This is a genomic window from Nocardiopsis prasina DSM 43845 (assembly GCF_000341265.1).
GTDB classification, from domain to species: domain Bacteria; phylum Actinomycetota; class Actinomycetes; order Streptosporangiales; family Streptosporangiaceae; genus Nocardiopsis; species Nocardiopsis prasina.
On the sequence record NZ_ANAE01000098.1, the window covers coordinates 42,811 to 54,219 of the forward strand.

Genomic DNA, 11,409 nt, shown 5'->3' on the forward strand with positions numbered 1-11,409 from the left:
CCGTGTTTGTGCCTCCCCTTTGTCCAGGTCAGTGCGGCTATGTGACGCAATGGAGTTGGAGTGCTGCGTTGCGTGTCAAACTTGACAATTGCATGCGAACTTGCTGCCCAAATTGCCACCGTTGTCCTTTCTTGATGTGGTGGTTACCAGCAAGTGTCTAGTGATCCCCCAGAATCTTGACATTCCGGTCACTGACCGTGAACTGGAATCCAGTGTGTTTCGGCGGTCACTGGGGGTGATCCCCGCGGTGTCGGCAGAGCTTGGGCGCTTACCCGGACTAACCGATCGGAGCCCACGAACCCTGCCCGACCCGTGTCACTCCCCGTGCTGGTGACTCACAACAGATCAAGACAGGTCAAGCGCCGGGCTCGGCTGTGAGGTTCGGAGATAGTTTTGGGCAAGTTCCTGGCCAGACGGCTGCTGAACTACGTCGTGCTGATTTTCATCGCGACGAGTTTCGCGTACGTGCTCGCGGCCACCAATCTTCAACCGCGCGTCTACTTCGAGCAGATGCAGCCACCGCCGCCGCCCGAGGTGGTCAACACCCAGCTGGACTCGCTGAACCTCAACGACCAGACGCCGCTCGCCCAGCGCTACGTGACCTGGATCAGCGGGGTCCTGACCGGTGACTTCGGCAAGAACATCCAGGGCGGCGACGTCACCGCCCAGATGTGGCTGAAGGCCGGTGTCACCCTGCGGCTGATCACCGTCGCCACCCTCCTCGGTAGCGCCCTGGGCATCGCGATCGGTGCCTACGCCGCGGTACGCCAGTACCGGTTCTTCGACAAGGCCGCCACCGGCGCTTCCTTCTTCGTGCTCTCGATTCCCACGGTCGTGATCGCGATCGTCATCCAGGTCCTCGCGGTGGCGATCAACGACGGGCTCGGATTCACCTTCCTGAAGTACGTCGGCGAGTACTCGGCGGGTTTCCAGGGCAACCTCTGGGAGACCCTCCTCAACCGCGTGCACCACGCGATCCTGCCGACCCTCGTGCTCGCGCTCGCCCTGTTCGCGGCCTTCGCCCGCTACCAGCGCAACATGATGCTGGACGTGCTGGGCTCGGACTTCGTGCGCACGGCGATGGCGAAGGGGCTCACCCGGAGGAAGGCGCTGTTCAAGCACGCCCTGCGGACGGCACTGATCCCCACCATCACGTACTTCACCTTCACCTTCGGCGCCCTGGTCTCCGGGTCGACCTTCACCGAGAAGATCTACGGATGGCACGGCATGGGCGCCTGGCTCATCGACTCCATCGCGCGACAGGACGTGCACGTGGTCGCGGCGGTCTCCTGGTTCATGGCCGTCACCATCATGGCGGCGTCGTTCCTCTCGGACATCCTCTACGCCTGGCTCGACCCGAGGGTCCGGGTGTGACGATGCCGAACCGCCACGCCACCAGCACCAGCGAGCCCTTCCCGGACGCCACCGCAGCAGCCATGTTGGAGACCACGCCATGACCACCACCACCGAGACGCCCCAGGACGTCCCCACCTCGCCGCCCGCGCCCAGCCGGCTCAAGGACATCGCCCGGCAGCTCATCTCCACCCGGCGCGTCATCGTCGGCATCGTGATCCTCGTGCTGCTGATCGTCCTGTCCCTGATCGGGCCCGTGATCAGCCCGTGGAACGTCGGGGAGCGCGACTACGGGGCCCTGCTCAAGGGCATCTCACCCGACCACTGGTTCGGCACCAACCGGACCGGGCTGGACATCTTCACCCAGACCACCGCCGGTCTGCAGAAGTCTCTGCTCATCGGTCTGCTCGTGGCCGCGATCTCCACGGTGATGGCCGCCCTCATCGGTGCCTTCGCGGGCTACTTCGGCGGACTGACCGACCGCGCCCTCACCTGGACCGCCGACCTGGCCCTGGTCCTGCCCAGCTTCGTCATTCTCGCGATCCTGTCCCGACACTTCGTCGGCCAGGGCGGCTGGCTCATCCTGGTGATCCTGCTGGCGGCCTTCAGCTGGATGGTCACCTCCAAGATGGTCCGGGGACTGACCATCTCCCTGCGTGAACGCGAGTACATCCACGCCGCCCGCTTCATGGGCGTGCCCCCCTACAAGATCATCCTGCGGCACATCCTGCCGAACATGTCGTCGCTGCTCATCGCCGACGCGACGATCATGGTCAGCACCGCGATCATCGGCGAGACCGCGCTGAGCTACTTCGGTCTCGGTGTGCAGTCGCCCGACGTCAGCCTCGGTGTGGTCATCGCTGACGGAGCGTCCTTCGCCACCACCGCGCCCTGGGTCTTCGTCTTCCCCACGGCTCTGCTGGTGCTGCTGGTCCTGGCCGTCAACATGATCGGGGACGGGCTGCGCGACGCCCTCGACCCCACCGCCAAGTCGCGTCGGTCCTAGTAGGGGAAGGCCCACCAATGAGCACCGAGACCATCGCGGACACGGAGTCCGAGAACACCGCCAACACGGGGTCGACCCCCGTCCTGGAGGTCACCGACCTCACGGTCACCTTCCGTGGCTTCAACAACAATCCCGACGTCAAGGCCGTGCGAGGCGTCAGCTACGCGGTCAGCCGCGGCGAGGTACTGGGCATCGTCGGCGAGTCCGGCTCCGGCAAGTCCGTCTCCTCGATGGCCGCCATGGGACTGCTCCCCGAACACGCCGAGATCACCGGGTCCGTGCGCCTGCACGGTGAGGAACTCCTGGGCAAGTCCGACAAGGAGATGGCCCGCATCCGCGGCAAGGTCATCTCGATGGTCTTCCAGGACCCGCTGTCCGGCCTGACCCCCGTGTACACGGTGGGCGACCAGCTGGCCGAGGCCGTCATGGTGCACAACCCCAGGGGAGGCAAGGACAAGGCGCGCCGCCGAGCCGTGGAACTCCTCGACCTGGTCGGCATCCCCAACGCCGAGGACCGCTACCGCTCCTTCCCGCACGAGTTCTCCGGCGGTATGCGCCAGCGCGTCATGATCGCGATGGCCATGGCCAACGACCCCGACGTGATCATCTGCGACGAGCCCACCACGGCCCTCGACGTCACCATCCAGGCGCAGATCCTCAACCTCCTGCGCACGGCACAGCAGGAGACCGGCGCGGCGATCGTCATGATCACGCACGACCTCGGCGTCGTCGCCGGGTTCGTCGACCGACTCCTGGTCATGTACGCGGGGCGGCCGGTGGAGATCGGCACCGTCGACGAGATCTACTACAACAGCCGCATGCCCTACACCATGGGCCTGCTCGGCGCCGTGCCCCGCATGGACCTGGAGGACCAGGGGGCGCTGGTCCCGATCAAGGGCACTCCGCCCTCGCTCACGGACCTGCCGCCCGGATGCCCCTTCGCCCCCAGGTGCCCCATCGCGCAGGACGAGTGCGAGGCAGCCGAACCGGACCTGCTCATGATCGGGTCCAGGCACGACTTCGACGACGACCACGTCCGCGTCGAGGACACCGGGGTCCAGCGGGCCGCGTGCATCCGTTCCGGCGAGATCGACGCCAACGACTGGACCGCCAAGGACATCTACCCCGTTCCCGAGATCCCCGAGTTCGAGGTCTCCTCCGAGCGGCGCGAGGACCTGCCCGAGGTCCTGCGGGTCCGGGACCTGATCAAGCACCACCCCCTCATGAAGGGCGCGGTCTTCAAGCGCCGCGTCGGCACCGTGTTCGCGGTGGACGGCCTCGACTTCGACATCCGGGAGGGGGAGACCCTGGCGCTGGTGGGGGAGTCCGGTTGCGGGAAGTCCTCCACCCTCATGGAGATCCTGGGCCTGGAGAAGCCCCAGCGGGGCAGCGTCGAGGTCATGGGCAGGGACGTCTCCAAGCTGTCCCGCACGGAGCGGTTCGCACTGCGCCGTGACATGCAGATCGTGTTCCAGGACCCGATGAGCTCCCTGGATCCGCGCATGCCGGTGTTCGACATCATCGCCGAGCCGCTGCGCACCCACAGGGTCCCGTCCCGGGAGGTCACCGCGCGCGTCTACGAGCTGCTCCAGCTCGTCGGACTCAACACCGAACACGCCACCCGGTTCCCGGCGGAGTTCTCCGGCGGTCAGCGCCAGCGCATCGGCATCGCGCGAGCCCTGGCCCTGGAACCCAAGCTCCTGGTGCTCGACGAGCCGGTCTCCGCCCTGGACGTGTCCATCCAGGCGGGTGTGATCAACCTGCTGGAGGAACTCCAGGCCAAGCTCGGGCTCGCCTACCTGTTCGTGGCGCACGACCTGTCCGTGGTCCGGCACATCGCCGACCGGGTGGCGGTCATGTACCTCGGGAAGATCGTGGAGCTGGGCGACACCGGGTCGGTCTACAGGCACCCGAGCCACCCGTACACCCAGGCCCTGCTGTCCGCCATCCCCGTTCCCGACCCGGAACGCGAGCGGGCACGCACGCACATCGTTCTGGAAGGCGATCTGCCCAGCCCCGCCAACCCGCCCACGGGTTGCAGCTTCCGGACGAGGTGCCAGAAGTTCATCACTCTCTCGGAGTCCGACCAGGAGACGTGCATGAGCGCCGAACCGGCGATCCTGCCGACCAATGGAGGAGACCAGGCCTCGGCCTGCCACTTCTCGGAGCGGCAGGGGGGGGTTTTCNGCGGGTCTTGCCTGACCCACGGTTCACCAAAGGCAAGGCCGACGCCGCCCCGCGCGCCGGTCAGACCACCCCTAGGAGGAAGATCCCCATGCGTATCGGGAAGGCGCGTTATCTCGCGCCCGTGGCCGCACTGGTGCTGCTCGCCAGCGCCTGCGCGAGTGATGATGGTCAGAGCGAGGACGACGCCCGCGAGGAGCAGGCCTCCCTCGCCGCTGAGGACCTCAACCCGGCGGACCGCGACGACCTCCAGGACGGGGGTGACTTCGTCTGGGCTCTGAGTGAGTACGAAGAGCAGCACAACATGAACCACGTGCAGGGCAACAAGGGCGACGTCCGTCGTGTCATCGCCGCCGTCATGCCGTCGGCGAGCCGCTACGACGCCGAGGGCGGGTTCGCCCCCAACGAGGACTACGTCCTCGAGTACGGCGTGAGCGACGACGGCCTGGAGGTCGACTACACGCTGAACCCGGACGCCGTCTGGTCCGACGGCGAGCCGATCACCTGGGAGGACTACGAGGCCACCGTCATCACCCGCAAGGGCGATCGTGACGGGGACTTCGAGATCCTCTCGACCACCGGCTACGAGTGGATCGACGAGATCGTCCAGGGCGACGACGAGCACTCCTTCACCCTGAAGATGAAGGAGCCCTACGGCGAGTGGCCGACCCTGTTCTCCCCCCTGTACCCCAAGGAGTACATGGAGGACGAGGAGCTCTTCGCCGACGGCTACAACAAGGACATCCCCGTCACCGCCGGTCCCTTCGGTGACGTGGAGTTCGACGACGTCGCCTCCCGCATCACCGTCCACAAGAACGAGGACTGGTGGGGTGACGAGGCCAAGCTCGACCGCATCATCTTCGCGGGCCTCGACACCAGCGCCCAGGCCGGTGCCTTCGCCAACGGTGAAGTCGACGGCTTCTACCTCGGCTACGACGCCGCCGGCTATGAGCGCGTCAAGGACATGGAGGGCGACGGCGCCTACTTCACCCGCGCCGTCAACCACGGCCACCGCTTCACCGCGCTGAACGGCTCCAGCCCGCGTCTCGAGGACAAGCGCGTCCGTCAGGCCATCGCCATGACCCTGGACCGCGACACCATGGCCGAGGTCGCGCTCGGCGCCGTCGACTGGCCCATCACGGGCGAGGTCAACCGCCTCCTCCGTTCCAGCCAGAACGGCTACCAGGACAACAGCGGCGACCTGGGCGACCGCGACCTCGACCGCGCCGCCGAGCTGCTCGACGAGGCCGGCTGGACCCTGGAAGAGGGTGAGGAGATCCGGACCAACGAGGACGGCGAGACCCTCACCCTGGCCTACGTGGCCTCCGAGGGCATGGACCTGGCCGTCGACGAGGGCGAGATGGCGCAGCAGATGCTCGCCGAGGTCGGTATCGAGGTCGACGTCCAGCAGGTGCCCGCGAACGCGCTCTTCTCCGAGTACGTCACCCCCGGCAACTACGAGATGGTCACCTACGTCCTCGTCGGAACCTCCCCCTTCTCCTCCACCACCAAGGGCAACTACGGCATGCCGCTGGACGAGGACGGCGAGGACTGGGGCGCCAACAACAGCAAGCACTCCACCCCGGAGATCGAGGAGCTCTTCGACGAGCTCGCGATCGAGACCGACCCCGAGCGTTACGCCGAGATCGCCAACGAGATCGACGCGCTGCTGTGGGACGAGGTCGTCACCATCCCGCTGTTCGAGCGTCCCGGCCTCTACGTGGTCAACGAGGATCTGCACAACTGGGGCGAGTACGGCCTGGCGGCCGACTACGTCTACGAGGACATCGGCTGGGCCAAGGAGGACTAGCGCCACCCCAGGGTGACGTGCCTCCACGGGGCGTCCCCGGTGTCCACACCGGGCACCGGGGAGCCCCTCGCGGCCACGGTGAGTGATCGCGAGGCGTGACAGTGAGGGCGTCGGCCCCCGTCGGACGGGGGCCGACGCCCTTCGTCGTGCTCGCACGGGGCGGGACCGCGCGGGCGGTGTGTTCGGTGTCTCCCCCCGCCTGAGAGAATCGTCGAAGCCCCGACACCTCCCCTCCCCCCCGCCCCGCTCGTTGGAAAGTTCCAGATGCGACTCCACCCTCTCGCCGCCGCCTGCCTGGCGGCTCTGTTGTGTGTGGCCCTCACCTCCTGCTCCCGGCCGGAGGAGGACACGGACGACACCCTCGAACCCCCCGTCGGTGCCGCCGTGGACCCCGACACCGGAGAGGCGGACGAGTCCAGCCCGCCCCCGGATACGCCCGAGGAGGAGTGGCCCTTCGGCACCCCCGTCGGCTGGGCGGACCAGCCCATGGTGCTGGCCGGCCCGGTGGACGAGGACGAGGCGGACGGGAACCCCGGAGACGAAGCGGAGGCCTCGGCCGAAGAGGAGGTCCCCGACCCCGAGGACACGGAGGGCTCCGCGGAGGACGCCCCGGCCGAACACCCCGGAGTGACCGGAGGAGCGGCCGGCGAGACCGTGACCGCGACCGACGCCGACCAGCTCGCCGAGTACCTGGAGGCCGAGGAGCCCCTCGTGGTGGAGGTGGAGGGCGAGATCGACCTCGACGGCACCGTCCGGATCGCCTCCGACAAGACCCTCCTCGGTGTGGGGGAGGGCGCCGAGCTCAGCGGCGGCAGTCTGACCGTGGACGGCGCCGACAACGTCATCCTCGCCAACCTGGGCATGGTCTCCACGGGCCCCGCCATCACCCTCAGGGGAGGAGCCCACCACGTGTGGGTGGACGGTTCCACCTTCTCCGGTGGCGAGGACGACTCCCTGATCTCCGTGACCGACGGCGCCGACCACGTCACCCTCTCGTGGAACCACTTCACCGAGGCCGAGTCCGCGGTCACCGTGGGAGGCGACGACGACGAGCCCGGCGCGCTGCGGGTCACCGTGCACCACAACTTCTTCGACGGCACCTCCGAACGTCACCCCCGTGCCCGCAACGCCGAGCACGTCCACGTGTTCAACAACTACTTCCGCGCCAACCCGGAGTACGGCGTCCAGTCCTCGCACGGCTCGCAGGTGCTGGTCGAGGGCAACTACTTCGAGAACACCCCGGTCTCCGTGTCCGCCGAGCCCGACGAACCGGGCAACGTGGTCACCCGCGACAACCTGCTGGTCGACTCCGACCAGCCCGAGCCGCGCGGTACCGTGCCCGACCCGCCCTACGCCTACGAACTCGACGACACCGTCAACGTTCCCGAGCTGGTGATGAGCCGGGCCGGAACCGACTGACCGCCGCCCGTGAACAGCGGCGGAGCACCTCCTAGATCCCCACGGGGTGGTAGTCGTAGGTCTCACCGAACCCGTCCGGGGCGGTGTAGCTGAGTCTTCGCGGGTGGCCGCCCTCGTCCACCCAGAGGTCGAACCGGGCCTCGGGGACCGGGACCAGGCTGTTGCGACCGGGCTCGGACAGGTATTCGCCCGCCTCCGTCGCGAAGGTCCCCCCGTACCGGTAGGCGGTGTGCGTGCTGGCCCCGACCCCGCGGGTGCTCTCGGGGAGCTCGATCTCCTCCGAACCCACCAGTTCCAGGTCCGTCGCGGTCTCCACCAGGTCCTCCAGGACGCCGAGGACGAACTCCTCCGAACACAGGCGGCGGTCGGCCTCCGTGGGCTGGGTCAGCACGGTCATGCCGGGCAGGCCCTTCTCCGCGGTCATCATGAATCCGGTGCCGGGCAGGTCGTAGCGGTAGACCCGTACCCCTTCGGACGACTCGAAGTAGTGCTCGAAGGCGGTGTCGGAGCCGGGCTCGTGGCGGGCCCACCCCTGGGCGGGCTCCTCACCCTCCACGGTCCGCGTGTAGCTCACATGGAGGGCGGGGGCGTCCCGTACCTCCTGGACGGCCGACTCCAGGAACACCTCCGGGTCCGAGGGGTCGGCGTCCACGGCCCGCACCAGCGGCGACTCCACTCCGCCCGGGTCCGCCAACGGTGGCACCGCGGCCTCCACGTCCAGCGTCAGCCGGGCCACGCTCCAACCACTGGCGACCACCGCCAGACTGGCCACGGCCACCAACAGGCTCAGCAGCCAGTTGGGCTTCCCGGGGACGTCCTCCAGCTCCTGCTCCGTGGACGGCATCGACGTCGACACTGACAACGCCTCGATTCTGCGGCTCGACGATCGGGGGGTACCGCTTACGCGGAGTACGACGCGGTAACTCACCGCTCCGTTCGGGGGTCGGGCGAACATCATCGCTGTCACCACCGACGAACGGGCGGCCCGCCACGGGGCCCGGAGCGGGGTGCGCGGGGCCCGGCGCCGCCGACCTGTCGGCCCCACCGTGCGGCCCCGGACACGTTCGACCAGGGTGCGCCGGGGGTCCGGTCCCGTGCGGCCGGGTCCGTGACGTGTGCGCCCAGGGGGAGGGAGCGGCCACGGTACGCATCCGTTCGGTGTCCGCATGTGGCCGTGACCGCCCGCGCGAACCTGCGCCGAGAACGGCCTAGCCCAACCGCGGGGGATGGCGCTCGATCCGACGGATGGCCCGCCAGACCCCGGCCGTGCGTTCCGGCGTCCCGGACCAGCCCCGTTCGGTGAGCGCCCCCATCACCCGGCGCAGGAACCCGGCCGGGCGGGCGCACAGGTCGAACACGCCGATCGGGATCACGATCCACTCGGCCTCCTCCATGGCCCGGTACCGCAGTCGGTCGCGGGCACGGTCGATCGGAAGGGAGTGGTGCTCCGCGCTGTCGTACTCCACGGCCACCCGGTACGCGGGCCAACCCAGGTCGACCCTGAAGTCGCCCTCCATGGTGGAGACCGGACACTGCGGCACGGCCCTGGGCAGGTCCACCTGGTGCAACAGGACCCGGGTCCAGCTCTCAGCGGGCGACTGGCTGCGCCCGTCGGCGAGCCCCAGCGCCCGCCTCAGTTGCCGCTGGGACCGTCGGGGGTGGACCAGGGCGGCGGCCCGCAACCGCTCCTCCGAGGTGAGGCGCAGGGCGAGGAAGCGGTCCAGGGCCGCGGTCGCGGCGTACAGGGAGGTCGACTGCACCGCCACGTCCAGCGCGGTCCTTGCCCGTGTGGTCACCAGTACCCCGTGCACCCGGGTGCGCTCGGCCTCCTGTAGGCGCTCACGGTGCGCGATGACCCCGGCCCGAGCAGCGCCCTCGACCTCCGGAGGTACCGCCACATGCAGCCGGTTGCGGGTCACGGAGGTGCCCTGCGGGTGCAGATCGACTCCCCACACGTAGGCGGCCGTTCGACCGAAGGCCACCGCGTCCGGGGACAGCTGGGCCAGGACGGGGCGCAGCGTGCGCAGGAGGAGGTCGTGGTCGGGCGGCGGCCCCGTCAGCGGGGAGGGTCGTCGCGGCGGGGGTTCCGTACGGCGTGGCCCGGGTCGGGGCACGGGGCGGGGGAGCGGGAAGAGCGGGGAACAACCAGAGGGAACACGGCGGTCTCGCTTCATGCCTCCAGGTTCGGTCGCCGGACCACCCTGGACAAGCCCCGATCCGAATCTGTGGACAACTCGCGGCAGGGTTGAGGGAGCCCGAGCACATGACGGGGGAAACCGGCGCGGACCGTTGACCGCAACCCGCTCGGCGCCCCCGGACCAGACGTGGCTGGAGGACTACCGGAAGGGCGGTGGACCGGCGGACAGGTGGATGTGGTCCACGTGGTCCAGGGTCGGGTTGTTGTACACCGTGTTCGCCGGACGCTTGACCTCCATCCAGGGCCCGGGATTATCTCTGCTGGGGCTCCAGATGTGGTAGTTGTAAATGATTCCCTTGATGTTGAGGTCCTCGGCGTTCGCGATGAGGAAGTCGATCACCTCGATGGCGGTCGCGTCCATCTCCGGGGTCGGCGTCGCGCCCAGGTCGGCCATCATGTAGTCCACCGCCTCGCCGTAGCCGTGGTCGCTGTTGTCCTCGTCCCGGTATCCGCCCGCGCTCAGGTAGAAGCCGGGGAACTCCTGGTTGAGCGCCTCGTGCGCCGCGCACATCTGTGGGTGGAGCCCGCCGAGGGAACCGCAGTCGGTGATTGCCCCGCCGCCGAACACCGAGTTCGGGTCGAACTTGAACTGCCCCTCCCGGTCGATGAGGTGCACGTCGAAGTAGGACGAGGCCTGCTCCTCGTCGGTGACGGCGTCGCCGCCGCACACCAGTCCGTCGCCGTCGCGGCCGCAGTCCGCGGAGAGATCGATGATCGCGACGGCGGCCGCGGTGCCCTCGAAGGACGTGGCGTCGTCCTCCTCGCCGTCACACACGACGTCGTTCCAGGCACGGGACCCGTCCTCCGTCAGCTCCTTCTGACAGAGCGCGCCGCGCACCTCCACCCGGACGATGTTGCCGAAGCGGCCCATGGCGTTGTCACTGGCCCGGATGTCCGTGAGCACGCCGCCGTTGTTGCGGGCGTACGTCTCGGCGCGCGACTCGGCGATCTCCTCGTCATACCGGGGCATGGGGTGGACTCCGTCAGCGAGCTGGCGGGCCGCGTGGTCCCGGAGCCCCGCCACAGCCGCCAGTGCCGCCGCGTCAGCGGCCGTCTGCGCCTGTGAACGCATGTCATTGGCCGCGCCCACCCGCACGAACAGCACGGTGAGCGCGAGCAGGCTCAGGGTCAGACCGAACAGGAGCAGGACGTTGGCCTGACCGTCGTCGCGGCGACCCTGGAGTTGGCGTTTGCGTACCGGGGCGGAAGTGGGCCTTCGCATGGTGGTCCGGGGGGTCGGTCCCCGCGGAGGGCGGGGGAGGCGGGATCGGGAGGAGCTGGTTGTTTCGGGGGCAGCGGCCCGGGTCGGGGGAGTGCGCGTGAAACCCCTGCCCGGCGCAGCTTAACCCGCGCGGGCACGACAGCGAAAGGCAGAGCCCCGGACCCTGTGGACGAGTGTCCCGTCACCCCAGGTGACACCCGTGACACGGCGGGGGGAGC

Annotated in this window: 7 protein-coding genes and 1 pseudogene; 5 read left to right on the forward strand and 3 right to left on the reverse strand. The window is 68.9% G+C overall.

Going from position 1 to position 11,409, the window contains the following annotated elements; genetic code table 11:
• Nucleotides 1–393: 393 nt before the first annotated feature.
• The 5 genes and pseudogenes from D452_RS0108500 (at nucleotide 394) to D452_RS0108520 (ending at nucleotide 7,772) form a co-directional block, all read left to right on the forward strand.
• Nucleotides 394–1,374, forward strand: coding sequence for an ABC transporter permease (locus tag D452_RS0108500; protein ID WP_017543732.1), 981 nt, complete (start codon nucleotides 394–396; stop codon nucleotides 1,372–1,374).
• Between the two features lie 79 nt (nucleotides 1,375–1,453).
• Nucleotides 1,454–2,359, forward strand: a complete 906-nt coding sequence (locus D452_RS0108505; RefSeq protein WP_017543733.1) for an ABC transporter permease — start codon at nucleotides 1,454–1,456, stop codon at nucleotides 2,357–2,359.
• A gap of 17 nt (nucleotides 2,360–2,376) precedes the next feature.
• Nucleotides 2,377–4,533 (forward strand): annotated as a pseudogene (locus tag D452_RS27945) (ABC transporter ATP-binding protein); the annotation flags it as partial.
• Between the two features lie 101 nt (nucleotides 4,534–4,634).
• On the forward strand, nucleotides 4,635–6,353 hold the full coding sequence (locus tag D452_RS31000) for an ABC transporter family substrate-binding protein (RefSeq protein ID WP_026129096.1): 1,719 nt from the start codon (nucleotides 4,635–4,637) through the stop codon (nucleotides 6,351–6,353).
• Nucleotides 6,354–6,617: 264 nt separating this feature from the next.
• A complete protein-coding gene (locus D452_RS0108520) occupies nucleotides 6,618–7,772 on the forward strand; it encodes a pectate lyase family protein (protein WP_017543736.1) in 1,155 nt (384 codons plus the stop codon).
• A 31-nt stretch (nucleotides 7,773–7,803) separates the two neighbouring features.
• Here D452_RS0108520 and D452_RS0108525 read toward each other — a convergent pair whose 3' ends face one another.
• From D452_RS0108525 to D452_RS0108535, 3 genes are all read right to left on the reverse strand, one after another.
• A complete protein-coding gene (locus tag D452_RS0108525) occupies nucleotides 7,804–8,628 on the reverse strand; it encodes a hypothetical protein (RefSeq protein ID WP_239646345.1) in 825 nt (274 codons plus the stop codon).
• 352 nt (nucleotides 8,629–8,980) lie between these two features.
• Complete coding sequence (locus D452_RS0108530; RefSeq protein ID WP_239646344.1) at nucleotides 8,981–9,886, reverse strand: endonuclease domain-containing protein; 906 nt, start codon at nucleotides 9,884–9,886, stop codon at nucleotides 8,981–8,983.
• A 222-nt stretch (nucleotides 9,887–10,108) separates the two neighbouring features.
• Complete coding sequence (locus tag D452_RS0108535) at nucleotides 10,109–11,191, reverse strand: pilus assembly protein TadG-related protein (RefSeq protein ID WP_017543739.1); 1,083 nt, start codon at nucleotides 11,189–11,191, stop codon at nucleotides 10,109–10,111.
• Between the last annotated feature and the right edge of the window lie 218 nt (nucleotides 11,192–11,409).